This window comes from Lysobacter sp. BMK333-48F3, assembly GCF_019733395.1.
Lineage (GTDB): Bacteria > Pseudomonadota > Gammaproteobacteria > Xanthomonadales > Xanthomonadaceae > Lysobacter.
On sequence record NZ_JAIHOO010000001.1, the window covers coordinates 787,770 to 810,937 of the forward strand.

Here is a 23,168-nt window from a genome sequence, read left to right on the forward strand (position 1 = left end):
CGACGCTCGCCGACCGATGACGCCGGCGGCGTCCGCTCCCCGAATCGATACCTGCGCAGCGCGGCGCAAGCCGTGCACGGCGACGGCGTCTGTCGCCTTCGCATCGCCCTGAGCATCGATCTTCGCCATCGCTTTCGCCCTTCCGCCACCGGAGTCGCCGCGATGCACCTGATGAGCACCGATCCCACCGCCGTCCCCGCCTCGCCGCCGGAACCGGCGCAGGCGCAGCCTTACACTGCGCGTTGCCGCGCGCTGCTCGATGCCGGCGAACACGCCGTGATCGGCCTGAGCCCGTTCAACGGAGCGTTCAACCCGCATACCGTGCAGCGCCTGATCGGCTGGGGCGTCGGCCGCTTCCGCCGCATCGACGTGCTGCTGCCCGGCTATGAAGCCATCCACACCCTGGTCGCCGCCGGCATGCATCCGCTCGATGCCGCGCGCCGGCTGCGCCGCGCGCTCAATGGCCTGCGCAACAACGCCGTCAGGCAACTGCGCGAACACGGCATCGGCGACGCCGAAGCCCGCGTGCATACCTGGACCCGGCTGCAGGAACGCAACGCTTATTTCGATCTGCGCCGCAGCCTGGAGCAGCGCTATCGCAGCCAGCCCTGGTTGCGCCAGGCCTGCGACCGCGCCGCCGCCGCCGCGGTCCGGGCCAATGCCGTCGGCGAAACGGTCGCGCCGGCGCAGGCCCTGCGACAGGCGGCGCAGTACGCGCTGGCCGAACTGCCGTTCTTCCTCGACAGCCCGACGATCTTCGCCGCCGACAGCTCGGTGTTCGTCTATCCGCGTCCGATCGCGCTGGTGCACGACCTGCTCGAACGCAACGAGATCCTGCCGCGCCATCGCGGCCAGGGATACGTCAGCTTCCACCACCTGCCGTGAGCGCCGCCGCCATGAGCCAACCCCTGAGCCAACAAACCGAACTGATCGATTACCCGTTCCCGATCGGCCCGCTCGGCACGCCGCCGCAGACCATCGCCTGGGCGCGCAAATACCGGCCGCTGTGCCCGATCCGCCTGCCCAGCGGCACGCCGGCCTGGATGCTGACGCGCAAGCAGGACATCGCGCTGGTGCTCAGCGACCGGCGTTTCTCGCGCAACCTGACCTTCCACGGCGCGCCGCGTTTCGTCGGCGAGGACTTCACCGCCGTGCCCGGCGGCATCTTCAACCTCGATCCGCCCGACCATACCCGGGTGCGTCACGTGATCGGCCCGTTCTACACCCGCGCCGGCGCCGAGCGCTATCGGCCCTTGATCGAACGCCATGCCCAGGCCCTGCTCGATGCGATGGCCGCCGGCAGCAATCCGGTCGATCTGATGCAGGCCTATTCCAACCTGCTGCCCCTGCACAGCAACTGCGAAATCCTGCAGGTGCCGGTCGAATTCCGCGCCCAGTACCTGGAGTACTTCCATACCCAGACCAACTACGAAGCCAGCGCCGCCGAAGTCGCCCAGGCCACGGCCAAGGTGATCGACTTCGCCCGCCAGATGATCGAACTGCGCCGCAGCAGGCCGCAGCACGAGGACCCGATCGGCGCGCTGATCCAGGCCGAGCGCGAGGGCACGATCAGCGAGCAGGAACTGCTGGGCACGGTCTGCTACCTGTTCGTGACCGGTTCCGAGCCGCTGATCCCGCCGCTGTCGACCGGCCTGCTGACCTTGTTCGTGCATCCGCAACAACTGCGCCAATGCATCGAAGACCCGACCCTATGGCCGCGCGCGGTCGAGGAAGTGCTGCGCTATCACCACAACGGCGTGCTCGGCCTGCCGCGGGTGGCGACCGAGGACGTCGAAGTCGGCGACGGCCTGATCCGCCGCGGCGAAGCGGTGTGCGCGACCATGCTCGGCGTCACCTGGGACCCGAAGTACTACCGGCATCCGGAAAAATTCGACATCCACCGCGACACCGACGGCACCGCCACCTTCGGCAGCGGCCCGCATTTCTGCCTGGGCTCGTCGCTGACCCGGGTGTTCCTGGAATCGGCCTACCGCCTGCTGTTCGCGCGCTTCCCCAGCCTCGCCCTGGCCTTGCCGCCGAACGAGATCCCCTGGGAGCGCAACATTCTCTTCATCCGCCCGGTCAGCCTGCCGGTGGCCTGGTAATCGCGAGGACTCCGCTCATGAATCACGCCGACAGCCAATTCGACGCCCTGGCCGATGCCTACGAAGACAGCATCGAGCAAATGCCGTTCCGCAAACACATCGAGATGCACAGTTTCCTGCAGGTGCTCGGCGACACCGGCGGCCTGCGCGTGCTCGACCTGGGCTGCGGCAGCGGCCTGTACACCCGCGCCATCGCCCAGCGCGGCGCGCGCCGGGTGGTCGGCCTGGACGTGTCCGAGGGCATGATCGACTACGCCCGCCAGCGCGAGGACCGCAACCCGCTCGGCATCGGCTACCGCTGGCGCGACGCGACCCGCGCGCCGGACACGGTCGTCGACGACCTCGGCGAGCGCTTCGACCTGGTCACCGCGATCTACGTGCTGCCCTACGCGCCGACCCTGGATGGGCTGACCTCGATCTGCCGCACCGCCTATCACGCCTTGTCGGCGCCCGGCGACCGCTTCGTCGCCGCGGTGCTCAACCCGGAGTTCTCGCGCGACCGCGGCTGGTACCGCCATTACGGCATGGAGCTCAGCGCGCCGCCGGACCTGTACGAAGGCGCGCCGGTGCACCTGCACGCCTGGTTCGGCGGCCACGTGCTCGACCTGGATGCGTTCTATTGGTCGCGCGCGGCGCACGAACGCGCCTTCGCCGACGCCGGCTTCGCCGGACTGCGCTGGCATGCGCCGGTGCTGGCCGACAGCGGCCGCGACCTGCAGCCGAGCGAGTTCTGGCGCAACTACCTGCACTGCCCGCACGCGATGATCGTCGAGGCACGGCGCTGACGACGCCGGCCCGAGGCAGGCCGGCTTGAAGCAGGCCTGCCCGAAACAGGCCGGCTCGAAACGGAGCGGCTCGAAGCGGACCGGTCCGCGGCGCCGCTATTCGGCGAACATCACCACGCTATTGGAGGCCGGCGCCTCGCCGCGGCGTTCGTGCGCGGCGCCGGCCGCCGGCGCCTGCCAGCGCTCGCGGCCGAGCCGGTCGATCTGCGGATAGGCGCCGAGCCGCTCGAAGCGTTCGAACTCGAACGGCAGCCCTTCCGAGGCCAACGGCCGGGCGCCGTCGGCGACATGGAAGTGCAGGTGCGGGCCGGTCGAGTCGCCGGTGAAGCCGAGCGCGGCGATGGTCTGGCCGCGCCGCACCCGCTCGCCGACACGCACGCGCAGGCTGCCGGGACGCAGATGTTCGTACGTCGCGTAGCGGCCGTCGGCCAGCGCCAGCACCAGGTAGTTGCCGGGCGCCTGGTCCAGCGAATGCTTGCGCCGACCGGAGAGCGTCGCGCTCTCGGCGATGCCGTCGCGCGCCGCGACCACCTGGGCGTCGGCCACCGCCAGCACGTCGGCGCCGTAGCCTAGCGAGTTGGCCGCACGGTCCGCGTCGCCGCGGGCGCGGCGCCCGGCGCTGTCGATCGCGACCCAGTCGATCGCGTGCCGGCCGGGCAGGCGGGCGCGCCCGTCGAGGGTGTAGAACACGCGCCGATGGCCGCGCGGCCATTGCGGCGCGTGGACCGCCGCCCACGGTCCGCCGCGCAGCGGCGGCCCGAGCAGCAGCGTCGAGGCCGGCGCGACCGCGACCGGCGCGCCCTCGACCTCGTCTTCGCCGCGTTCGCCGAGCAGGCCGATGCGGTGGCGCAACGCCGTCGGCGGCGCAGCGCCGGCGGCCAGGTCGAACTCGACGAACACCACCACCCGCTCGCCGGGGCGCAAGGCCGCGTCGGCGGTCGCGGCCTGGCCGATCGACTGCCGGCGCGCGCCCAGTTCGGCGCCGGCGAAACTCGCCAATACCGCACCGCCGTCGCGGTCCAGCGCTTCGACCCGCTGCAAACGCACCGGCTCGGCGCTGAAGTTGGTCAGGTGCAACTCGTACATCAGCCGCTGCCGTCCCTCGACCCGGAACGGCGCCGGCGCCTGCGGCACCGTCATGTCCAGCGATTCGTTCATCGCCGCGGCGGCCGCCGGCGAGGCGGACAACAGCAGCACTAGGGCGCAGGCGAGCGAGCGCAGCATCGGGGACGGTTCCGGATCGCGGACGGGACACGCGCGGGCACGCCGCCTGCGCGAGGCCCGCATGATCCCACGGCCGCCGCGGCGCGGCAGCATGTCTGTGGTACTAGGTCTTTTGGCGGGGGGAGCCGGGAATGGGGAATCGGGAATCGGGAATCGGGAATCGTAGAAGCAAAAGCGACCCAGGCTCTGCTTTTCCGATTCCCCATTCCCGATTCCCGATTCCCGATTCCCCGTGCCGCCCTCAGGCGGCACCGAACAACTGCGCCAGCGCGCGGCGCTTGCCCAACAGATCGACCAGAGTGTAGCGGTCCAGCACCTCGAAGAAGGCGCGGGTAGCCTGGGCCAGGATCCCGGGCAAGCCGCAGGCCGGGGCGATCAGGCAGTCGCCGCAGTCGACCAGGGCGACCACGCCCTCGGTATGCCGCACCAGGGCGCCGAGGTTGATCTGCGCCGGCGGGCGGCCCAGGCGGATGCCGCCGTTGCGGCCGCGCACGGTCTGCACATAGCCGGCCGCGCCCAGGTCCTGCACCACCTTCATCAGATGGCTGTGCGAGATGCCGTAGACCTCGGCGATTTCGGCGATCGAGGCCAGGTCCTCGCCGCGGGTGCCCAGATGGATCAAGACCCGCAGCGAATAGTCGGTGTAGCGGCTGAGCTTCATCGGGGTGATCTTCGGCGGATCGGGGGCGGCGCGGCTGCGACATTCGGTCGCGGCAGAATAACATTCAAACGATTTACATGTTTAAGCCGGCGGCTATATGATTCATTTGAAAAGAATCTTTAAGCCGCGACCATCATGCTCCCCGACCTGACCGAAGCCGACCTGCGCGCCCTGGTGCACGGCTTTTATGCCCGCGTACGCCAAGACCCGGAGCTGGGCCCGGTGTTCGCCGATGCGGTCGCGGACTGGGACGAGCACCTGCAGCGGCTGACCGACTTCTGGACCTCGCTGATGCTCGGCAGCGGCCGCTACCGCGGCCATCCGGCCGGCGTCCACCTCGCCCACGCCGCGCGCATCCGTCCGGCGCTGTTCCAACGCTGGCTGGCGCTGTGGCGCCGCAGCAGCGACGAACTGCTGCCGCCCGCGCAGGCGCGTGCGGTGCAAGAGCGCGCCGCGCGCATCGCCGATCACTTGCAGCGCGTGCTCGCCGCGCGCGCCGTTCCCGCCTTTTCCGATCAGGAGTCCACGCCATGAGCCACGCAACGCCCCGTCCCGTGTTGAGCGAAGCCACCCGCGCGCTGGTGCGCGCCTCGGTGCCCGCCCTGGCCGAGCACGGCACCCTCATCACCACCACCATGTACCGGCGCCTGTTCCAGGATGCCTCGATCCGCGCCCTGTTCAACCAGGCCAACCAGGACGGCGGCAGCCAACCCGCCGCGCTGGCCGGGGCGATCCTGGCCTATGCGCGCCACATCGACGACCTCGGCGCGCTGACCGGCGCGGTCGAGCGCATGGCCCAGAAGCACATCGCCTACCACATCCTGCCCGAGCACTACCCCTCGGTGGCCAAGGCCTTGCTCGGCGCGATCGGCGAAGTGCTGGGCGAAGCGGCCACCCCGGAACTGCTCGCCGCCTGGGGCGAGGCCTACTGGTTCCTGGCCGATCTGCTGATCGCGCGCGAAGCGGCGATCCGCAGCGAGATCGAAGCCGATGCCGGCGGTTGGCGCGGCTGGCGCCGCTTCACGGTCGCGCAGCGCATCGTCGAAAGCGAACTGATCGTCTCGTTCGTGCTGCGTCCGGCCGACGGTGGCGCGGTGCTGCCGCACAAGCCCGGCCAGTACCTGACCCTGCGCCTGGCCACGCCGCAGGGCGAGATCAAGCGCAACTACTCGATCTCCTGCGGCCCCAACGCCGACCATTACCGGATCTCGGTCAAGCGCGAAGCGCAGGGCCATGGCGGCTCGCGCTACCTGCACGACGCGGTCGCGGTCGGCGACAGCCTCGAGGCCACCCCGCCGTCGGGCGACTTCTATCTGCCCGACGCGCCGTCGCGGCCGGTGGTGCTGCTGTCCGGCGGGGTCGGCCTGACCCCGATGGTGAGCATGCTCGAAACCATCGCCGCCAAGCACCCGCAGCTGGAAACCCACTACGTCCACGGCACCGCCAACAGCGCCAGCCACGCGATGGACGCGCACGTGCGCCGCCTCGCTTCCGGCCACGGCCGGATGCGCGTGGCCAGCTTCTACTGCGAGCCGCGCGGCGGCGACGCGCCGGGCAAGACCCACGACGTCGACGGCCTGATCGACATCGCTTGGTTGCGCAGCAATACCCCGCTCGACCAGGCCGATGTCTACCTGTGCGGACCGCGCCCGTTCCTGCGCCGCTTCGTGCAGGAACTCGCCCAGGCCGGCGTGCCGGGCGAACGCATCCATTACGAGTTCTTCGGCCCCAGCGACGAAGCGCTGGCGGCGTAAGCCGCACCGATCGAGCCACGCCGGCAGCGCCGCGGCGCACGGACCGTCCACGCGGTCCGCGCGCCGCTTCGCTCCCGGCCGCGGGTCAAGCGCCCAGCATGTCCTGCAGGACCTCGCGGCTTTCTTCCACCGGCGTCTGCACCGCGTTGCTCAGGCTGAAGCCGGCCGCACCGTCGTCGCCGACGGTCTGTTCGATCACCATCTGGTCCGCGCCCTCCAGGCGCATCCGGTCGATCCGGGTCATGCCGGATGCAGCCGCGATCGCCGCGGCATAAGCGGCCAGGCGCGCTCGGTCGCCATCGAACAGGTTCACCAGGCCGTTCTCGTCGCGCAGCGTCGCCGCCTTCTGCATGCTCTGCAGCAGCAGGTCCACGGCGTCGCCGCGGCGCCGGCGCGGCGCCACCACCGGCGGGCCGCGGAACGGATCGATATGACGATAGTTCAGGCCGGCCTTGGTGTCGTTGCGCCGCTCGCCTTCCAGCGGCCAGGCGCCGGTGTGGTAGATGTACTTGCGGTCCTGCACGCGCGGCTTGCCCCACCAGGTCAGCTTGCCGTTGCGGTACATGTTCGGCGGCGCCAGGTTGGCGTCGCGGCCGCCGTCGAGCTGGCGGTTGCCCTTCTTGCGGCGCCAACCGCCGGGCACGGGAATCAGGTCTTCCTGGTGGGCGATATTGCTCGGGTCGTCCAGCGGCACGCTGCGCCGGGCCAGGAACGGCACCTCGCTCAGACCATTGAGGTAGTCGATCATCAAATCGCCGGCCTGCGCTTCCAGGCCGCCGCCGGCATAGCCGCCGCCGACGTCGGAATGCGAACCGGGCAGCACCACCGACAGGAAGCGGCCGTTCTCGCTCAGCCCCGGCGGCAGGATCGGATTAAGCGGAAATTCCTTGCGCTCCTCGTCGCGCGACTGCAGCTGGAAGCCGGACACCACCGTCGACGGCAGGCGTCGATCCTTCTCCTGCGGCGTGCCGGTGGCGACCGGGTCGAACAGGCCGATCGCCTGCGGCACGTCGGCCGGCGCGCGCAGCTGCACGCCCTTGCCGGTGGTCACGCCGCGCTCGCCGACCATCACCGCGAAGCCGGCCGCCTGCACCGCGCCGCGGCTGAAGCCGATCGTCACCAGGCGGATCTTGGCGCCGGGGTCCTCCTCGATCCAGCGCTTGGCCTGGCGGACGAAACGGTCGTACATCTCCTCGATGCGGGCGCCGTAGGTCGAGCCATACAAGGTGTCGCGGATGCGTTCGGCGCGTTTGCTCTGGGTGCCCGGCCCGGCCAGGTAGGAGGTCACGATGCGCGGATCGTCGCGCACCTCGATCTGGCGCGCGATCACCGCGATATTGGTCGGCGCGTCCGGCTGCTGGGCGACGTCGTTGCCGGTGCCGTCGAAGGCGGCGACGAACATCCGTTCGTTGACGCCGTCCGGCTGCAGGAACAGCGGAATCCGCAGCCCCAGCATTTCCTCGCGCGCCGCATCGTACAGCGCCATATCTTCCGCTTGGGGTACCCAGGACATCGCAGCCTCGTGTTCGTGTAAGGGACGCCTTCATCAACGAATCAGCGCAGGCTGCGTGAAGAGCGGCCTAGGCCGCCAGCAACCCCGGGCGCTCCTCGAGCAGGGAGCGGTGCGCGCTCAGCCCGGCCATCGCGCCCGCCGCCAAGGCCAGCGCCGCGCTATGCATCGGCGCGGCCAGGTCGCCGGCGGCGAACACGCCCGGCACCGAAGTGCGCTTGAGCTCGTCGACCTTCAGGTAAGGCCCGAGCAGGCCGTCGGCGAACTCGCAGCCCAGTTGCTGCGCCAGGTCGCCGACCGGCTCGATCCGCGGCGCGACGAACATCGCCTCCACCGGCAAAGCGCGGCCGTCGGCGAGCACCGCCTCGGCCAGGGCCTGGCCTTCGCCGCGCAGGGCGAGCACCGGCACCGGCTCGATCCGCACGCCCAGCGCCTGCAACTGCCGGCACGTCTCGGCGTCGGGGTCGGTCAGTTGCTGGGTGAAATAGGTGGTCGGCCCCCACTCCGGAATCAGCATCGCCTGGTGCAGGCTGACATCGCCGGTGGCGAGCACGCCGAGCGGCCGGCCGGCGTACTCGAAACCGTGGCAATAGGGACAATGCAGCACGCTGCGGCCCCAACGCTCGCGCAAGCCGGGCAAGTCCGGCGCTACGTCGCGCACCCCGGTCGCCAGCACCAGCTTGCGCGCGGATACGCGCTCGCCGGAATCCAGCCGCAGGGCGAAGCCCGTCGCGGTGCGCTCGGCCGTGGTCGCGATGGCCTGCTTCAGGCTCACGCTCGGGTATGCCATCAACTGCGTCAACGCCTCGGCGAGCAGGTCCTGCGGCGCCTTGCCGTCGTGCCCCAGCACCCCGTGCGAATGCGCGGCGAAGCGGTTGCGCGGCCGCCCGGCGTCGATCACCAGCACCCGCTTGCGCGCCCGCGCCAGCATCAGCGCCGCCGACAGGCCGGCGAAGCTGCCGCCGACCACCACCACCTCGTAGTCCGAACCCTCGATACCCATGGCGGATCTCCAATTCGTAACAATTGAAGACCCAATATAGGGCGCGCCAAGGCAATATGCAACTTCAGATGATATGATTTGCCCGGACCCGACCCGACGAGCCCCCATGAGACTCGACAGCCGCCTGTCGCGGATGCTGCACGTGCTGGTGCATATGGACAGCCACGAGCAGCGCGCGACCTCCGAGACCATCGCCGGCATGCTCGGCACCAACCCCACCGTGGTCCGCCGCACCCTGGCCGGCCTGCGCGAGCACGGCATCGTCGCCGCCGAGCGCGGTCCCGGCGGCGGCTGGGTGCTGGCGCGGGCGCTGTCCGAGATCAGCCTGCTCGACGTCCACCACGCCCTCGGCAGCCCCAGCCTGTTCGCGATCGGCGTCGCCGACCGCAAACCCAGGTGCCTGGTCGAACAAGCCGTCAACGAGCGCATCGACTCGGCCCTGGCCGAAGCCGAAGCCACCGTCCTGGCCCGCTTCGCCGCGGTCAAGCTGGCCGACCTGGCGGCCGATTTCCACCGCCGGCTGAAGGCGCGCGGCGGCTGGACGCACGAGTTGTAAGCGAAGTGCGGGGCGGGCCATCGCCCGCCCCGCGGCCTTTCAAGCCAGTAGCTGGCTTATTCCTGCGGCCTCACGCCGAGATAGGCGCCGGCGACGTACTGAGTCAGCCAAGGGTCCTTGCCTTCCAGTGCGAAGGCCCGGTCGAACAGGCGCTCGGCGGTCGCGCGATCGCCCTGCAACAGGTAGTTCGCCCCCACTTCGGCCAGCGCCCTGGCGTCGTCGTGGTTGTTGGCGAGGAAGCGCTCGAACAAGGGCTTGGCCTTGTCCCATTCGCCGGCTTCGGCGTACACGCGGGCGATGCGGTACACGTCGCTGTCTTCGTGCTTGCCGCCGAGAATGGCGTCGAACACGGCCTGCCCTTGCGGCTTCAGCCCACCGAGGTAATAGACCCGGCCGGCGCCGATCCGCTCCCAGCTGCCGTTCTTGCCCGCTTGCACCAGCGCCAGCTGCAGCAACGACTTGGCGGCGTCCTCGCCGGCCTGGCCGCGATAGGCCTCAGGCGCGGGCTGCGGCTTCTTCGCCGCATGGCCGGCACCGGTACCGGCAAGGAATAGGACCGCGGCAGCCGCCGACATGATGTGTGCTTTCATACGCCCCCTGATGACGTGCATGGTTCGCAAAACTAACACGCAATCGGTCACATTTCGATCTGCGCCAGGGGGCGCTACGGCACAGAGCGGGGCGACGGGCAGGCGACGCCGATCCGTCGCCGGGACCGGCGTCGCCGAGCGGCGCGATCAGCGCGCCGCGTCGCTGCTCAGCTCTTCGAACACGCTCTTGCCCACCGACGCCGACAGGTGGTTGAGGCCCATGACGATATTGGCCGAGGTGTCGGACACTTCGAATACGCGGTCGCGGTACTTCACCCGCAGGCCGAGGCGGTCGCGCCCGGCCATGACGCCGAACATCACCCGCACCCCGGGCGGACGCTGGCGGATGTCGACGATGGCGACCTCGGCGACGTCGTTGTCGGACACGCGCGCTTCGTTCTCCGCCGCTTGCTCGGCGTACGCCTGCTCGATCAGCGGCGGCACCTTGTCGTTGTGTTCGCATTCGCCGCAGTCCCAGCGGATGCTCAACTTCGGCACGCTGCGCGCGGCGGCGGCCGTGGGCGCGGCGGCGGCGGCCGTATCGGCGGCGGCATCGGCCGATTGGGCCAGCGCGACGGGCGATGCCGCGGCAGCCAGCAGGGCGAAACAGAACCACACATCCTTGCGCATACATTCCCTCGTATGAACGTTCCCGGCCCGGGCCCGGCCTCGCTGCGCGGCGATCCATCCGGGCCTGCGCAGACCCGCGCGGATCATAGCAATGCGTCGGCGCCGCGGTGCATCGGCATTGCCATCGGAGCGTCCACACGCGGGCGTACGCGCCAAGCCGCCGCGCTGACGTTGCGTGGCGGCCTGGCTGAAAAACGGCGGCGGCATCGCGCCCCGCCGAACCGCTCAGCCGATCAAGGCCGATGCCGCGCCGCTCAGATACAAGGCCAGGACCAGGCTCAGGATGAAGAACGGCGCCCGGAACATGTAGCGCTTGGCGATCCAGACCAGGCCGGCGAGGAAGGCCGCGCCGATCGCGCACAGGAACGCCGACCCGGCCAGCCATTGCGGATGCGCCCAGGCCAGATACGCGTAAGCGGCGCCGAACAGCATCATGCCGGCCGAATGTCCGGCGTTGAAACCGACCCAGGCCCGCCACAGGTCGGTGGCCGGACTGACCCTCAACGGCGTGCCCGCCATGGCCTGCTTGACGGAATCGACCGCCGGTTCGAGCTTGCGTCCGAACAGGGTGTACAGCAGATGCACGGTGCCGATGTAGAGCATGAGCGCGGCGCCGATCAGGACCAGCCAGTTGGTTGTCATGAACCGATCTCGAGGTGGGAAGCGGTGTCCGCGGCGAGCCGCGCCTAGGCGGCGGCGCCGGCGAGGAAGAATTCGAAGGCCTCGGCCAGGCCGTCCTGCAGCGCCGATTCCGGATCGCCGAGCCAGGCCATCAGCGCCGACAGGTACAGGTAATGGAAGTAATGCGCGAGGCGCTCGGCAGGGCGATCGCGGCTCAACTCGCCGCGTTGTTGCGCCTGCTCGATCAAGCGCGCATAAACCGCGATCGCGCCCGAGGAGGCTTCGCCCTCGCGCCGCGGCCCGGCTTGCTGGAACCGGTAGCGCAGGTACGGCGCCGCGTACTGGCGGTTCGCTTCCCACCACAGCGCCGCGCCGCGCAACAACGCCGACATCTGGCCGGCGAACCCGGCCTGCGCGGGCGGCGCCGTCGGCCGGTCGCGCTCGAACTGCGCGTGCATCCAATGCACCAGCACCGCTTCCTTGACCGGAAAGTGGTTGTACAGCGTGCCGCGCGCGACATCGGCCTCGGCGGCGATCTGCTCCATGGTGATCGCGTCGTAGCCGTCGCGCTCGAACAACCGGTGCGCGGTCTCGGCGATGCGGTCGCGAGTCTGATCGCGCTTGCGCGCTCGGCGCGGCTCTGCGGGCATGTTCGCCTCTAATTATGGACAATGATTATTTTTAGACAATGTCTATAATTGGTCAAGCCCACTTCTTTCGCCCGAGACCCGCCATGACCCGCACCGCCGCCTACGCCTTGATCGTGCTCGGCCTGTTCCATCTGGCGGCGATGGCCCCGGATGCGTGCGACCACCTCGGTGTCTGGCTGCGCGGCGGCCTGTGGACCACCGCGCATCTGCAACCCGTCGCCACCCAGGCGCAGGCCCTGGCCGCGTCCAATGCGGCGTTCTGGCAGTCGCTCGGCGGCCCCGCCCTGCCCCTGATCGTGCTCGGCGCCCTGTTGCTGCACCTGGAACGCCGTGGCGTGCCGATCCCCGCCTTCGTCGGTGCCGCGCTCGCCGCCTGGGCCGCGCTGGCGGCCCTGGTCATGCAGCCCAGCGGATTCCCGTTGCTGGTCGCGATCGCGCTGATGCTGCTGGCGGGGTCGCGCCGCGCTCGTCGCGGCTGACGCCTCGGTCGCGCCGCCCCTGCCTTCGCGCCGTTGCGCCTGGGTTTGGTCGCGTACTGATTGACGGTCGCGCAGACCCGCTCGACCATCGCGGCCAGCTTGCGCCGGACGCGCGCCGACCACACAGGGAACTTCATGCCGCATCGCCGCCGTATCGGCCTGACCGTGTTTTTCGCCGTCGCGTTCGCCGTGCCTTGGTTCGGCTGGACCCTGATCGACAACGCGGCGCTGAGCTTGTGGCTGTTCCCGCTGTGCGTCAGCGCGGCCGGATTCGCCGCGGCCTGGGCCGAAGGCGGCCGCACCGGCCTGGGCGAATTCTGCCGGCGGACCTGCCGCGTGCGCGGCGCGATGCGCTGGACCCTGCTGGCGGCCTTGATAGCGCCGGCGCTGGGACTGGCTTATCTGCTCGCCACCGGCACGTCGCTGGCGGCGCTGCGGCCGGCGTACGAGGCCGGCCTGGCGACGACGCTGGCGGCGGCGGTCGTGACCGGCCCGCTGGCCGAGGAGTTCGGTTGGCGCGGCTATCTGCAGCACCGCTTGCTGGATAGGCTGAGCCCGTTGGCTACGGCGCTGTGCATCGGCGCGGTCTGGTCGCTGTGGCACGTGCCGCTGTTCGGCGAGGCGGTGTTCGGCAGCGTCGCGTCCTCGCTGCGCTACCTCGGCTACCTGAGCGTCTGGTCGGTGTTCATGGTGTACCTGGTCCGGCGCGGCGGCGGCTCGGTGTGGCCGGCGGTGGCCTTCCACTGGGCCGCGAACGTCCACGCCGATCTGCTCGCCGCGCTGTTGCCCTCGGTCGACGGCAGCCTGCTGCCCGGCGGTTCCAAGGGCCTCGGGCTGTACCTGCTGCTGGCCGCGCTGTTCGTCGCGCTGCGCTGGCGTTTCTTCGCCGGGCGAGGCGCGGCGACCCAACCGGCCGAGTGCGCGCCACTGGCAGCGACGGCTGCGGCCGAACGCTGAGCGCCCGGCCGCAGCCGCCGCGGCGGCTCAGCTCTGGTGGATCTCGATCGAGCCGTCGAAGCCGTTGGCCTGGGCGACGGGGAAGTTGCCCGGCAGCGCGCCGAGCACCGCGCCGCCGGCGACGTTGCCGGCCGCCGGCAGCACCGCCGCGCCGTTCATCACCGCCGGCAACTGCGGCAGCAGGAAGCCCTGCGGGAAGTTCACCACGCCCGCCATCGGGTAGTTGTCGATGTTGGCCGCCGCGGCCTGCGGCATGACGTTGACCGGCTTGGTGATCGCCACCGCGCGCCAGGAGATCTTGATGAAGGCCGGCGCGTAGGAATACAGGTTGGTGTCGGCGGTGGTGTTCGCATCCGACCACGGGTCCTGCGAAGCCTGGACGCAGTAGTACACGCCGTACCACACCGGTTGCTGTCCCTGGCCTGAGATCTCGAATTGCCGGCAGGCGGCGAGATAGGCGTCGATATAGCCCTCGACGGTGGCGTGGTTGGCGTTGCCGGTCGCGGTCAGCGGGGTCAGGTTCTGCCAGGTGTTGCCCGGCCCGCCCCAGCGGCCGTTGATCAGATGCGCGCGCACCCAGGTGTTGTTGGCGTCGGTGGTGAAGGTTTCGGCCGGCCCGGCGGGCAACAGCTGGTCCCAGGGCGCGCCCAGGGCGGTCGGCAGGTTGTTGCCCTGCACCCCGGGCATGACCAGGTCCGAGCCCAGGATCGCCGCGGCGCTGGCGGCGCCGAAGTTGATCTGCTGCCGCGGCGCCAGGCCGCCGGTCTGGTATTGGGTCATCGTGAAGATGACCTGGTCGGTGCTCCAGCGCGGGTTGTTCGGCGACCCGGTATAGATGATGCGGCTCATGGCGGTGTCCTGTCGGGTCGTGGGCGGCGGGATCGGCCGGATGACGCGCAAGACACGACCCTTCCTCCGTGCGCAGCGGTCCGAAGCCGTGGCCGCCGCGGTACGGGCTCGCGCCGTCGGGCGACGAGCGGCCTTGCCGGCGGCGGCACGAACTCGTCGGTAAACAACGCACGGTCGAGGCGAACGTGAAGCGCGCGGCCGCCGCAGCGGACGCGCGGGCTTCACGGCGCCCCCCGCGCGAACCGGCCTACGCGAAGCAGCTCAATCCTGGTGGACCTCGATCCCGCCGTCGAAGCCGTTGGCCTGCGCGGCCGGGAAGTTGGCCGGCAGCGCGCCCAGCACCGCGCCGCCGGCGACATTGCCGCGCGCCGGCAGCGTCTCGGCGCCGTTCATCACCGCCGGCCGCTGCGGCAGCACGAAGCCCTGCGGGAAGTTCGCCACGCCCGCCAGCGGGTACCTGTCGATGTTGGCCGCCGCAACCTGTGGCATGACGTTGACCGGCTTGGCGATCGCGACCGCGCGCCAGGAAATCCTGATGAAGGCCGGCGCATAGGAATACAGATTGGTGTCGCCGGTGCCGTTCGCATCCGACCACGGCGCCTGCGAGACTTGCGCGCAGTAGTACGCGCCGTACCACGCCGGGCGCGGCCCACCCTGTTCGTACTGGTAGCAGGCGGCCAGATAGGCGTCGATATAGCCTTCGACCGCCGCATGGTTGGCATTGCCGACACCGGTCAGCGGCGTCAGGTTCTGCCAGGTGTTGCCCGCCCCGCCCCTGCGGCCGTCGATCAGATGCGCGCGTATCCAGATGTTGTCTGCGTCGGTGACGAAGGTGTCGGACGGCCCGCCGGGCAACAGTCGGTCCCAGGGCGCGCCTCTCGCCGTCGGCAGGTTGTTGCCCTGCGCGCCGGGCATGATCAGGTCGGGCCCCAGGATCGCCGCGGCGCTGGCCGCGCCGAAGTTGATCCGCTGCCGCGGCGCCAGGCCGCCGGTCTGGTATTGAGTCATCGCGAAGATGAACTGGTTGGTGCTCCAGCGCGGGTCGTTCGGCGCGCCGGTGTAGACGATGCGGCTCATGGCGGTATCCCCTGATGGACGGAATCTGCGGAGACCGACGACGCGGCAAGCGCGCACGGCGCGCATCGGCGGGCCGGATCCCCGGCGCACGGTCTCTCGATACTGGACGCCGTATCCGTCGCATTCAGGACAGCGCCGCGACTGGGCGGGTATCGGTTGCGGTGGTCGTCAGGCCCGGCGAGGCCGGCGCGCCAGCGCCGCGGCGATAGCGCCGGCCAGCAGCGCGAACGCCAGCCCCAGCGCCAGGTCGGCGGCGAAATAGCCCAGGTGGAAGTCGTAGTTCTCGCAGCCCGCCGCGCCGCAATCGCCGCCGATGCGGCGGAACGCGTACGGAAACCCGGCGACTTCCTGGCCGTCGTAGCGATAGGCCTCGCGGGTGCGCCAGTAGGGCCAGGCGTTGACCGCGGCCGCCGCTGCGAGCGCGAGGGAGAAGATCGAAACGAAGGCGATTTTCGCGCGCATTGGGCTGACGTCCTGGTCGTTCCCTGGGCCGGCGGGGCTTGCCGGGCGTTGTTCGCGCCCCCTTGGCGAAGCCCCTATCGCAGGCGTCGCCGCAGGCAGGCACTGTACACGAGCATCGCCAGGCCGCCCGGCCGGACCACAGCCGAGCCGACGTGGCCGCAGGCCGGAAGCGGCTGCGTTCCCCCAGTAGCCACGCCCGCAGCCGACGCGGGCGGCGTAGGAGTACGCGATGATCACCGACGCCTTCGATACCGGGCCGACCGGCAAGTTCAGGACGCTGTGCCGCAACTACCCCGACGACTCGGTCTACAACGGGGCCGACGGCTTTCGTTCGCTGTGGGGACCGATCTTCTACCGCGGACGCGCCAACGGCAGCGCGCGCCTGCTGGTCATCGGCCAGGACCCGGCCCAGACCGAGGCGGTCACGCGCCGGATCCTCTCGGGCCAGGCCGGCCGCCGCGTGCAGGGCTTCGTCGAGAAGCTGGGCATGACGAAAAGCTATCTGATGATCAACGCCTTCCTGTACGGCATCTACAACCAGAGCATGGCGATGCCGCACTTGAACGACGCCGGCATCCTGGCCTATCGCAATCAGTGGCTGGAGGCCGCGTTCGCGCCGGGCAAGATCGAAGCCGTGGTCACCTTCGGCAACGCCGCGTTCGACGCCTGGAAGGCGTTCAAGACCACGCCGGCCGGCCAAAGCGTGAACGTCTTCCAGCAGCGCGCGCTGCACCCGACGGCGGACAAGCCCGGCGGCCCGATCACCCGCAAGGACCTGCTCGACAACTGGAACATCGCCCTGCAGCACCTGCACGCCAACCTGCAGACGCCCGACACGGTCCAGCCGCTGGCGCTGTACGGGAACAACTTCACCGCAGCCGAACTGCCGGAAATTCCCAGCCGCGATTTCCCGATGGGCCTGCAAGCCTGGATGCGCAGCCAGGATTTCTGGGCCGGCATGTCCTCCGCGCCGGGCACCCAGCGCGCCAACATTTCGATCGAAGTGCCGTAGTCGCGCGGCCGTCCGGCGCCGGCCCGATCAGCCGGCGAAGTAGCCGGAGCGATCGAGATCGGCGAGCAAGCCCGGGCCGCCCGGCTGCCAGCCGAGCGATGCGCGGGTGCGCGCGCTGCAGGCGGCCATGTCCGCGGCGGCGAAATCGGCGAACCAGCCGAAGTGCTCGCGCTCGCGCGATTCGACCGGCAGGCCGAGCCCGCGGCCGATCGCCTCGGCGATGGTCTTGAACGGCAGGCCCTCTTCCGCGACCGCGTGATAGACCGGCTCGCTCGCTCCTTGTTCCAACGCCAGCCGGTACAGGCGCGCCGCATCCCGGCGATGCACGCCGCCCCAGCGGTTCGCGCCCTCGCCCAGGTACGCCGACACGCCCTTCTCGCGCGCCAACCGGATCAGCAACGGCACGAAACCGTAGTCGCCCCGGCCGTGCACCGACGGCGCCAGCCGCACCGTCGCCGCGCGCACGCCGCGTTCGGCCAAGGCCCTGGCGGCGGTTTCGGACTGCCGCGGCGCCGAGGCCTGCGGCAGGTCGCTCTCGCTGGCGGCGCGGCCTTGCGCGATCCGCGCCAGGCCCGAGGTGACCAGCAGCGGGCGTTGCGTGCCCTGCAACGCGCCGCCCAGGGTTTCGATCGCGCGCCGGTCCTGCTCGGCATTGGCCGCGAACCTGGAAAAATCGTGATCGAAGGCGGTGTGGACCACCGCGTCCGCCGTCGACGCCGCGCTGCGCAAGGCCGCGTGGTCGTCGAGCGTGGCCCGGAGCACACCGGCCCCGGTCGCGGCCAACGCGGCCGCCTTGTCGTCGCTGCGGGCCAGGCCGGTGACCCGGTGGCCGCAGCGCAACAGCTCTTCGACCACGGCCGAGCCGACCCAGCCGGTGGCGCCGGTTACGAATACATGCATGGTGGAATCTCCTGGATCGTCGCTCGGATCGCTGCGGATCCGGCGACATGCGCTTCAAGTCGAGTCGCTTCGCCGCGTCGCGAAGGGCTCTGCGGTTTCAACCGAGCTTCATGCTCAGTTCGACGTCGTCGCCGAACGGCGTGGACAGGTAGCCGCTCGCGGGCGCGCGCACTCGCGCCAGGTAGTCCGGGCTGTAGTCGGCGTTGTCGGCGACGATCAGCGCGCCCGGCCGCAGGCGGTTTTCCACCAGGGCCAGGATCTGCGGATACAGGCCCTTGGCGCCATCGAGCAGCAACAGGTCGATCGTCTCGGGAAGATCGTCGGCCAGCGTCTGCAGCGCGTCGCCGACCCGGATTTCCACCAGATCGGCGACTGCGCCGCTGATCAGGTTCTCCTGCGCGCGCGCCACCTTGGACGGCTCGAACTCGGTGGTGATCAGGCGCCCGCCGCCGTTGTCGCGCAGGGCCGCGGCCAGGTGCAGGGTGGAGATGCCGAACGAGGTGCCGAACTCGACGATCGTGCGCGCGCCGCAAGCGCGCGCCAGCATGTACAGCAGGGCGCCGGTTTCCCGCGACACCGGCAGGGCCAGGTCCTTCATCCGCCCGTAGTAGTCCAGGTATTCGGTCTTGCTTTGCATCAGCCGCGTGCGCTCCTCGCGCGAGATGCCGGCCAGCGCGGGGCTGGCGGCCGAGGGGGCGGCCTCGGCCTGGGCGAACAGGCGATCCAGCAAGGGAGCGATAGGGGTCGAAGTCAGGGTCGTCATGTGGGGATTTCCAGTAGAAATGCGCGAATCGTTGCGCCGGATTAGAATGCGACTAATCCGTCAGGTTCGCTATTCGCATTGCAGGCGCCGTCATGACCGACCAGCGAAAACCCAAGATTTCCCTGCGAAAACAGCCCAAACAGGCGCGCTCGAACGAGCTGATCGCGATCATTCTCGAAGCGGCAGTTCAGGTTTTGCAGAAGGAAGGCGCGCAGCGCTTCACCACCGCGCGGGTGGCGGAGAAGGCCGGCGTCAGCGTCGGTTCGCTGTACCAGTACTTCCCGAACAAGGCCGCGATCCTGTTCCGCCTGCAGAGCGACGAATGGCGGCAGACCGCCGAACTGTGGAGCGGCATCCTCGCCGATATCGAAAGGCCGCCGCTCGAGCGCTTGCGCGTCCTGACCCACGCCTTCATCCGTTCCGAATGCGACGAGGCCCAGGTGCGCGTCGCGCTCGACGACGCCGCGCCGCTGTATCGCGACGCGCCCGAAGCCTTGGACGCAAGAGCCTCGGGCGAGCGCGCCTTCGAAACCTTCATGCGCGAGGCCCTGCCCGATGCTGCGGGGCCGACCCGCGCAGTGGCCGGCGAACTGATTACGACCACGCTCAGCGCGGTCGGCAAGAGTTTCTCCGAAAGCCCGCGTACGGCCGCGGAAATCGAGGCCTATGCCGAAGCGATGGCGGATATGTTTTGCGCGTACCTCAAGCGGCTTGGGAATTGCTGAAACGAGCCGGGACGGCGGCCGGAAAACACCCGCAGGCTGCCCGCAGGCTTGCCCGAAGGCCGGCCCGCCGGCCGCGGCCGGCCGCCCCCGAGCCCCATCGTCCGACCGGCGCCATCCGCGCTGCGCGCCGACGCCGAAACGGCGATTCTCGCGCTCAAAGACGGGCGTTCGCCCCTCGAAAACGGCGATTCGTCCCTTACCGCCATCGTCGCCGCCTCGAGCTGCAACCGACCGCGACGCCCCCGTATCTGCTTGATCGCACCGCTTACCAGCGACCAAGGAGAACCTCATGCGCAGTACCCCCGCCTTTGCCGGGCTTGCACTTGCACTTCTGTCGTACGCCTTCCCCAGCCTGGCGCGCGAGTCGCCACGCTCGCACGTGGAAGGCGTGGCGAGCGCAATCGAACAGAACTACTTCGATGAGAGGCGGGCCAAGCAGATCTCGACCGGGCTGCGCGGCGCGGCGGCGAAGGGCGAGTTCGACAAGCTCACCGACAAACGCGAACTCGCGTCCGCGTTGACCATCAAGCTGGAGCCGTTCGACCGGCACTTCCGCGTGGGCTGGACGGACGCACCGCGCGAGCAGCCGGCAGCGGACAGCCCGGTGATATCGCCGGCGCAATCGCAGGCCAAGCACCGTCGCGGCAACTACGGTGTGCGTCGCGCTGAAGTGTTGTCCGGCAACATCGGCTATATCGATCTGCGCGGGTTCGCGCCGTTCGAGTTCGGCGTCGCCGGGCAGCCCGAGCGCCAGGCCATCGAAGCGGCATTGCAGTTGCTCGCCGGCACCGACGCGCTGATCATCGATCTGCGCGACAACGGCGGCGGCGCGCCGCAGATGGTCGGTTACCTCAGCAGCGCCTTCGTCAAGAAGGACGCGGACATCTTCAATACCTTCCATGGCCGCGACCGCACGATGAGCGAAGCGCCGCTCGACTGGTATCCGCAGCCGCGCCTGGACACGCCGCTGTTCGTGCTGACCAGCGCGCGCACCGCGTCGGCCGCGGAGGCGTTCGCGTATACGCTGCAGAGCGCCAAGCGCGCCACCGTCGTCGGCGAAACCAGCATGGGCGCCGCCAATCCGGGGGGCGAAGTCGATGCGGGGCATGGCTTCTCGGTGTTCGTGTCCTTCGCCACGCCGATCAATCCGATCACCAAGGCCAACTGGGAGGGCCGCGGCGTGACCCCGGACGTGGCGGCGGAGCCAGCCGCCGCCCTGGTCACGGCGCGCCGTCTGGCGCTGGAAGCGGTGCTCGCCAAGGGCCTGTCGCCGGAGCTGGCCACCGACACCCGCTGGGCCCTGGACGCATTGCGCGCCGAAGCCGGGGCATGGCCGCAGGTGCCGGCCGACGACTATGCCGGTGCTTACGGAATGATGGCGGTCGACACCGACCAGGGTCGCCTGGTTCTGCAGCAGGGCCGCCGGCCGGTGCGCACGCTGCTGCCGTTGGGCGGCGACAACTTCGCCGTGCTGGAGAACGCAAGCCAGCGCGTGGTGTTCCAGCGCAATGCCAAGGGCCTGGTGGAGGCGCTGGAACTGCGGCACTCGGACGGAGACGTCAAGCGCCATCGCCGCGGCGAATAGTCCGCCGCTGGCGAGAACCACGCCGAAGCGGCAGCGCACTTTACCGACTGCGAGGACGGAGGGCATCGACAGATCCCTCCGCCCCCGCTTTGTTGTCGCGGGCAATTTCCGCGGCCCACCAAACTTCACCTGCAGACGCCAATCACGTTCCGATTTCACGAGCGACGCTAGTTTTCTGCAGCCGCATCATCAGAAAACACAACGCTCAGGAGAGTGAAATGAACCCGCAAGCGAAGATGATTATCGGCCTTCTGCTGGCCATGTCGTTTTCCAGTGCTTCGTGGGCCGAGAGTCTGGTTTCTCCGCCTGTGTTCTCAAAGGGTGGACCGACCGGCGGAACGGTGACCTGCAGAATCTTTCAATTTGCTCCGACCGTGGGCGAACCGCTTCGGGCTTTGGCGATCTACACCAATGCAAGCGCCGCTCCGCTCCCCCTGATCTTCAACACATGCAATGTATCGGCTGGATTGAGGCAGAACGAAAACTGCAGTTACGGCGCCCGAATCGCAGGCAATTTGTCTCATACCTGCGTTTTCATCTCCGCCGGCGGGGCTGGCGCTCAATACACTGGCTCCATCGAGATCCAAGATAGCCAGTTCAATGTCCTGGAGCACGAGGCGATGCGGATAGTCCCGTAAGCGATATCTGAAGCGACTCCCCCGGCCATCCTCCGCTTTTAGCGGACCTCAGAAGTGGAACCAGGCAGCGATTGCCAGTTGGCCAGATGCTCGTCTGTTTGAAGCCTGCATCGGGGTCGGGCCAAAGCAGGTTCGTTGGCCTGCGCGGTTTACCCGGAACCAGCCGAGCAATGAGCAAGCCCCCTCCGCAGCGTGCGAGAGGGGGCTTTCCCGATACAACCGTTTAGGCCCGCGATTGCGAGCGGCGGCTTACTGGTAACGCGCCACCACGAAAGCCGCCGGCGAGTTGCCATAGCCCGCCACGACGATCTTGCCGTCGGCTTGAATGGCGAGCCCTTGAACCGCGGCATTGGCGCTGCCGACGGCGGTGACCACCGGCCCGAAGCTGGCGTCCGGGTTGCCGGACGAATCGTAGCGATTCAAGGTCAACTGACGGTAGATGCCCGCATTGGAGTAGCCGCCGACCACGATTCCGCCGTTTGCGTCGATGGCGACATCGCCGCCGACCGCATCGCTGCTGCCGATGGCGGTCAGGACCTTTCCGGTGCCGGAGCCGAAGTAGCTGTCCAGCGCGCCGGCGCTGGTGTAACGAACCACGGCGAATCGGTAGTAGTCGGCGCTCGCGCCCTTCGCGTAGCCGGCGGCGACGATGTTGCCGTCGCTTTGGATCGCCAGCGAGGTGGCGATGGCGGAGTTGCCGGCGGAGGTACCGCCGACATTGGTCAGGACTTTGCCGCCGGTGCCGAACGTGGTGTCCAGCACGCCCTTCGTGGTGTAACGCGTCAGCGCGAACACGGTGCCGCCGCTCGACGCGTAGCCGCCCAGCACGGGTTTGCCGTCGGCCTGGATGACCAGGCTATTGGCGAACGCGGAGCCGGTGCCGACCGCCGAGGTGACGGTACCGGAACCGCCGCCGAAGCTGTAATCCAAGGTGCCGCCGCTGGTAAGGCGGGCCAGCGCAAAACCGGAACCGGCGTAGCCCGCCACCCAGATCGAGCTGCCCTGCACGGCAACGGCGTAGGCCTCCGAAGCGCCGGCGTAGAAACTGACCGTCGCCTTGCCCGAACTGCCGAAGCTGGCGTCCAGCGAACCATCGGTGTTGTAGCGATAGACCGTGAAGTTGCGGGTGGAGTTGAAGTTCGGACACGAGGTGCCAGCAACGACGATCTTGCCGTCCGCCTGCAGGGCGAGCGCACGCGCCTGCCCCGAGCAGCTGCCGGAGGGCGCGGTGGTGACCTTGCCGGTACCGTTGAAGCTCGTATCCAGCGCACCGCTGGCCGTGTAGCGCGCCAGCGTGAACTCGCCCACTGCGTTCTGCCCGGCGGTGACGATCCGACCGTCCGGCTGGATCGCCACCCGGGCGGCGGCGCCGTAATAGCCGAACGCGGTGGAGGTGATGCCTCCCGTACCGAACGTCGGGTCCAGCGATGCGGCCTGGGCGGGCGTTGCGAGTGCGCCGATGGCGCCGAGGGCCATGCCAAACGATACCTTCATCGTATTGCTGATCACTGCGTGTTCTCCCTGTTGAACTCGATGGAATCCATTCTTGGTTCGGCTCGACCCGCCGCCGCTTTCCGTGCGGCGGCGTGCCGAGCACGCAAGACTTTGAAGGGGCCGCGAGGCTGGCCTCGC

Annotated in this window: 26 protein-coding genes; 12 read left to right on the top strand and 14 right to left on the bottom strand. The window is 69.5% G+C overall.

Annotated elements, in window-relative coordinates:
- The first annotated feature begins 171 nt into the window (after nt 1-171).
- From K4L06_RS03195 to K4L06_RS03205, 3 genes are read left to right on the top strand one after another with little or no spacing between them, the layout of a single operon-like run.
- Nucleotides 172-885 carry a tRNA-dependent cyclodipeptide synthase gene (locus tag K4L06_RS03195; RefSeq protein ID WP_221670017.1) on the top strand — a complete coding sequence of 238 codons (714 nt, stop codon included), beginning with the start codon at nt 172-174 and terminating at the stop codon, nt 883-885.
- A gap of 11 nt (nt 886-896) precedes the next feature.
- Nucleotides 897-2,105 carry a cytochrome P450 gene (locus tag K4L06_RS03200; protein ID WP_221670018.1) on the top strand — a complete coding sequence of 403 codons (1,209 nt, stop codon included), beginning with the start codon at nt 897-899 and terminating at the stop codon, nt 2,103-2,105.
- 17 nt (nt 2,106-2,122) lie between these two features.
- Nucleotides 2,123-2,890: a class I SAM-dependent methyltransferase gene (locus K4L06_RS03205; protein ID WP_221670019.1), complete on the top strand. Its 768-nt coding sequence runs from the start codon at nt 2,123-2,125 to the stop codon at nt 2,888-2,890.
- Nucleotides 2,891-2,986: 96 nt separating this feature from the next.
- Here K4L06_RS03205 and K4L06_RS03210 read toward each other — a convergent pair whose 3' ends face one another.
- Nucleotides 2,987-4,114, bottom strand: a complete 1,128-nt coding sequence (locus K4L06_RS03210) for a peptidoglycan DD-metalloendopeptidase family protein (RefSeq protein WP_221670020.1) — start codon at nt 4,112-4,114, stop codon at nt 2,987-2,989.
- A gap of 241 nt (nt 4,115-4,355) precedes the next feature.
- Nucleotides 4,356-4,775, bottom strand: coding sequence for an Rrf2 family transcriptional regulator (locus K4L06_RS03215; RefSeq protein ID WP_221670021.1), 420 nt, complete (start codon nt 4,773-4,775; stop codon nt 4,356-4,358).
- Between the two features lie 135 nt (nt 4,776-4,910).
- On the opposite strand from K4L06_RS03215, the gene K4L06_RS03220 reads away from it, so the two are divergent.
- Both K4L06_RS03220 and hmpA read left to right on the top strand, forming a co-directional pair.
- A complete protein-coding gene (locus K4L06_RS03220) occupies nt 4,911-5,309 on the top strand; it encodes a group III truncated hemoglobin (RefSeq protein ID WP_221670022.1) in 399 nt (132 codons plus the stop codon).
- Nucleotides 5,306-6,529: an NO-inducible flavohemoprotein gene (gene hmpA / locus K4L06_RS03225; RefSeq protein ID WP_221670023.1), complete on the top strand. Its 1,224-nt coding sequence runs from the start codon at nt 5,306-5,308 to the stop codon at nt 6,527-6,529. Before K4L06_RS03220 ends, hmpA begins: the two co-directional genes overlap by 4 nt.
- 85 nt (nt 6,530-6,614) lie before the next feature.
- On the opposite strand, the gene K4L06_RS03230 is transcribed toward hmpA, so the two are convergent.
- Nucleotides 6,615-8,042, bottom strand: a complete 1,428-nt coding sequence (locus tag K4L06_RS03230; RefSeq protein WP_221670024.1) for a DUF2235 domain-containing protein — start codon at nt 8,040-8,042, stop codon at nt 6,615-6,617.
- Between the two features lie 67 nt (nt 8,043-8,109).
- Complete coding sequence (locus K4L06_RS03235) at nt 8,110-9,042, bottom strand: NAD(P)/FAD-dependent oxidoreductase (RefSeq protein WP_221670025.1); 933 nt, start codon at nt 9,040-9,042, stop codon at nt 8,110-8,112.
- Nucleotides 9,043-9,148: 106 nt separating this feature from the next.
- Between K4L06_RS03235 and K4L06_RS03240 the strand changes: the two genes are divergently transcribed.
- On the top strand, nt 9,149-9,598 hold the full coding sequence (locus tag K4L06_RS03240) for an Rrf2 family transcriptional regulator (RefSeq protein ID WP_221670026.1): 450 nt from the start codon (nt 9,149-9,151) through the stop codon (nt 9,596-9,598).
- A gap of 56 nt (nt 9,599-9,654) precedes the next feature.
- Here K4L06_RS03240 and K4L06_RS03245 read toward each other — a convergent pair whose 3' ends face one another.
- From K4L06_RS03245 to K4L06_RS03260, 4 genes are all read right to left on the bottom strand, one after another.
- Nucleotides 9,655-10,188: a hypothetical protein gene (locus K4L06_RS03245; RefSeq protein ID WP_221670027.1), complete on the bottom strand. Its 534-nt coding sequence runs from the start codon at nt 10,186-10,188 to the stop codon at nt 9,655-9,657.
- A 147-nt stretch (nt 10,189-10,335) separates the two neighbouring features.
- The gene (locus K4L06_RS03250) at nt 10,336-10,818 is read right to left on the bottom strand and encodes a hypothetical protein (protein ID WP_221670028.1); all 483 of its coding nucleotides are present in this window, start codon (nt 10,816-10,818) and stop codon (nt 10,336-10,338) included.
- Nucleotides 10,819-11,043: 225 nt separating this feature from the next.
- On the bottom strand, nt 11,044-11,460 hold the full coding sequence (locus K4L06_RS03255) for a hypothetical protein (RefSeq protein ID WP_221670029.1): 417 nt from the start codon (nt 11,458-11,460) through the stop codon (nt 11,044-11,046).
- A gap of 44 nt (nt 11,461-11,504) precedes the next feature.
- Entirely contained in the window at nt 11,505-12,089 is a 585-nt protein-coding gene (locus K4L06_RS03260) for a TetR/AcrR family transcriptional regulator (RefSeq protein WP_221670030.1), read from the bottom strand.
- Between the two features lie 83 nt (nt 12,090-12,172).
- On the opposite strand from K4L06_RS03260, the gene K4L06_RS03265 reads away from it, so the two are divergent.
- Nucleotides 12,173-12,568 (top strand): DUF6463 family protein, encoded by a 396-nt coding sequence (locus K4L06_RS03265; RefSeq protein ID WP_221670031.1) that lies wholly within the window; start codon nt 12,173-12,175, stop codon nt 12,566-12,568.
- Nucleotides 12,569-12,703: 135 nt separating this feature from the next.
- The gene (locus tag K4L06_RS03270; protein ID WP_221670032.1) at nt 12,704-13,525 is read left to right on the top strand and encodes a CPBP family intramembrane glutamic endopeptidase; all 822 of its coding nucleotides are present in this window, start codon (nt 12,704-12,706) and stop codon (nt 13,523-13,525) included.
- 27 nt (nt 13,526-13,552) lie between these two features.
- Here K4L06_RS03270 and K4L06_RS03275 read toward each other — a convergent pair whose 3' ends face one another.
- The 3 genes from K4L06_RS03275 to K4L06_RS03285 all read right to left on the bottom strand — a co-directional run bounded on the left by K4L06_RS03275 (nt 13,553) and on the right by K4L06_RS03285 (nt 15,913).
- On the bottom strand, nt 13,553-14,374 hold the full coding sequence (locus K4L06_RS03275; RefSeq protein ID WP_221670033.1) for a hypothetical protein: 822 nt from the start codon (nt 14,372-14,374) through the stop codon (nt 13,553-13,555).
- A gap of 261 nt (nt 14,375-14,635) precedes the next feature.
- The gene (locus tag K4L06_RS03280; RefSeq protein ID WP_221670034.1) at nt 14,636-15,451 is read right to left on the bottom strand and encodes a hypothetical protein; all 816 of its coding nucleotides are present in this window, start codon (nt 15,449-15,451) and stop codon (nt 14,636-14,638) included.
- 168 nt (nt 15,452-15,619) lie between these two features.
- Nucleotides 15,620-15,913, bottom strand: coding sequence for a hypothetical protein (locus tag K4L06_RS03285; RefSeq protein ID WP_221670035.1), 294 nt, complete (start codon nt 15,911-15,913; stop codon nt 15,620-15,622).
- A gap of 229 nt (nt 15,914-16,142) precedes the next feature.
- Between K4L06_RS03285 and K4L06_RS03290 the strand changes: the two genes are divergently transcribed.
- On the top strand, nt 16,143-16,925 hold the full coding sequence (locus K4L06_RS03290; RefSeq protein ID WP_221670036.1) for a uracil-DNA glycosylase family protein: 783 nt from the start codon (nt 16,143-16,145) through the stop codon (nt 16,923-16,925).
- A 27-nt stretch (nt 16,926-16,952) separates the two neighbouring features.
- Here the strand turns inward: K4L06_RS03290 and K4L06_RS03295 are convergent, their stop codons facing one another.
- Together K4L06_RS03295 and K4L06_RS03300 are read right to left on the bottom strand one after the other, a co-directional pair.
- A complete protein-coding gene (locus K4L06_RS03295; protein ID WP_221670037.1) occupies nt 16,953-17,825 on the bottom strand; it encodes an SDR family oxidoreductase in 873 nt (290 codons plus the stop codon).
- A 97-nt stretch (nt 17,826-17,922) separates the two neighbouring features.
- A complete protein-coding gene (locus K4L06_RS03300) occupies nt 17,923-18,588 on the bottom strand; it encodes an O-methyltransferase (protein WP_221670038.1) in 666 nt (221 codons plus the stop codon).
- Nucleotides 18,589-18,680: 92 nt separating this feature from the next.
- On the opposite strand from K4L06_RS03300, the gene K4L06_RS03305 reads away from it, so the two are divergent.
- The 3 genes from K4L06_RS03305 (at nt 18,681) to K4L06_RS03315 (ending at nt 21,536) form a co-directional block, all read left to right on the top strand.
- Complete coding sequence (locus K4L06_RS03305) at nt 18,681-19,313, top strand: TetR family transcriptional regulator (RefSeq protein ID WP_221670039.1); 633 nt, start codon at nt 18,681-18,683, stop codon at nt 19,311-19,313.
- A 289-nt stretch (nt 19,314-19,602) separates the two neighbouring features.
- A complete protein-coding gene (locus tag K4L06_RS03310; RefSeq protein ID WP_221670040.1) occupies nt 19,603-20,898 on the top strand; it encodes a S41 family peptidase in 1,296 nt (431 codons plus the stop codon).
- A gap of 218 nt (nt 20,899-21,116) precedes the next feature.
- Complete coding sequence (locus K4L06_RS03315) at nt 21,117-21,536, top strand: hypothetical protein (protein WP_221670041.1); 420 nt, start codon at nt 21,117-21,119, stop codon at nt 21,534-21,536.
- Nucleotides 21,537-21,785: 249 nt separating this feature from the next.
- Here K4L06_RS03315 and K4L06_RS03320 read toward each other — a convergent pair whose 3' ends face one another.
- Nucleotides 21,786-23,045 (bottom strand): delta-60 repeat domain-containing protein, encoded by a 1,260-nt coding sequence (locus K4L06_RS03320; RefSeq protein ID WP_221670042.1) that lies wholly within the window; start codon nt 23,043-23,045, stop codon nt 21,786-21,788.
- Between the last annotated feature and the right edge of the window lie 123 nt (nt 23,046-23,168).

Excerpts from the sequence above, each read along its gene's own strand:
- K4L06_RS03195 (WP_221670017.1), top strand. The coding sequence starts at position 172 with ATGAGCACCGATCCCACCGCCGTCCCCGCCTCGCCGCCGGAACCGGCG.
- K4L06_RS03200 (WP_221670018.1), top strand. The coding sequence starts at position 897 with ATGAGCCAACCCCTGAGCCAACAAACCGAACTGATCGATTACCCGTTC.
- K4L06_RS03205 (WP_221670019.1), top strand. The coding sequence starts at position 2,123 with ATGAATCACGCCGACAGCCAATTCGACGCCCTGGCCGATGCCTACGAA.
- K4L06_RS03210 (WP_221670020.1), bottom strand. The coding sequence starts at position 4,114 with ATGCTGCGCTCGCTCGCCTGCGCCCTAGTGCTGCTGTTGTCCGCCTCG.
- K4L06_RS03215 (WP_221670021.1), bottom strand. The coding sequence starts at position 4,775 with ATGAAGCTCAGCCGCTACACCGACTATTCGCTGCGGGTCTTGATCCAT.
- K4L06_RS03220 (WP_221670022.1), top strand. The coding sequence starts at position 4,911 with ATGCTCCCCGACCTGACCGAAGCCGACCTGCGCGCCCTGGTGCACGGC.
- hmpA (WP_221670023.1), top strand. The coding sequence starts at position 5,306 with ATGAGCCACGCAACGCCCCGTCCCGTGTTGAGCGAAGCCACCCGCGCG.
- K4L06_RS03230 (WP_221670024.1), bottom strand. The coding sequence starts at position 8,042 with ATGTCCTGGGTACCCCAAGCGGAAGATATGGCGCTGTACGATGCGGCG.
- K4L06_RS03235 (WP_221670025.1), bottom strand. The coding sequence starts at position 9,042 with ATGGGTATCGAGGGTTCGGACTACGAGGTGGTGGTGGTCGGCGGCAGC.
- K4L06_RS03240 (WP_221670026.1), top strand. The coding sequence starts at position 9,149 with ATGAGACTCGACAGCCGCCTGTCGCGGATGCTGCACGTGCTGGTGCAT.
- K4L06_RS03245 (WP_221670027.1), bottom strand. The coding sequence starts at position 10,188 with ATGAAAGCACACATCATGTCGGCGGCTGCCGCGGTCCTATTCCTTGCC.
- K4L06_RS03250 (WP_221670028.1), bottom strand. The coding sequence starts at position 10,818 with ATGCGCAAGGATGTGTGGTTCTGTTTCGCCCTGCTGGCTGCCGCGGCA.
- K4L06_RS03255 (WP_221670029.1), bottom strand. The coding sequence starts at position 11,460 with ATGACAACCAACTGGCTGGTCCTGATCGGCGCCGCGCTCATGCTCTAC.
- K4L06_RS03260 (WP_221670030.1), bottom strand. The coding sequence starts at position 12,089 with ATGCCCGCAGAGCCGCGCCGAGCGCGCAAGCGCGATCAGACTCGCGAC.
- K4L06_RS03265 (WP_221670031.1), top strand. The coding sequence starts at position 12,173 with ATGACCCGCACCGCCGCCTACGCCTTGATCGTGCTCGGCCTGTTCCAT.
- K4L06_RS03270 (WP_221670032.1), top strand. The coding sequence starts at position 12,704 with ATGCCGCATCGCCGCCGTATCGGCCTGACCGTGTTTTTCGCCGTCGCG.
- K4L06_RS03275 (WP_221670033.1), bottom strand. The coding sequence starts at position 14,374 with ATGAGCCGCATCATCTATACCGGGTCGCCGAACAACCCGCGCTGGAGC.
- K4L06_RS03280 (WP_221670034.1), bottom strand. The coding sequence starts at position 15,451 with ATGAGCCGCATCGTCTACACCGGCGCGCCGAACGACCCGCGCTGGAGC.
- K4L06_RS03285 (WP_221670035.1), bottom strand. The coding sequence starts at position 15,913 with ATGCGCGCGAAAATCGCCTTCGTTTCGATCTTCTCCCTCGCGCTCGCA.
- K4L06_RS03290 (WP_221670036.1), top strand. The coding sequence starts at position 16,143 with ATGATCACCGACGCCTTCGATACCGGGCCGACCGGCAAGTTCAGGACG.
- K4L06_RS03295 (WP_221670037.1), bottom strand. The coding sequence starts at position 17,825 with ATGCATGTATTCGTAACCGGCGCCACCGGCTGGGTCGGCTCGGCCGTG.
- K4L06_RS03300 (WP_221670038.1), bottom strand. The coding sequence starts at position 18,588 with ATGACGACCCTGACTTCGACCCCTATCGCTCCCTTGCTGGATCGCCTG.
- K4L06_RS03305 (WP_221670039.1), top strand. The coding sequence starts at position 18,681 with ATGACCGACCAGCGAAAACCCAAGATTTCCCTGCGAAAACAGCCCAAA.
- K4L06_RS03310 (WP_221670040.1), top strand. The coding sequence starts at position 19,603 with ATGCGCAGTACCCCCGCCTTTGCCGGGCTTGCACTTGCACTTCTGTCG.
- K4L06_RS03315 (WP_221670041.1), top strand. The coding sequence starts at position 21,117 with ATGAACCCGCAAGCGAAGATGATTATCGGCCTTCTGCTGGCCATGTCG.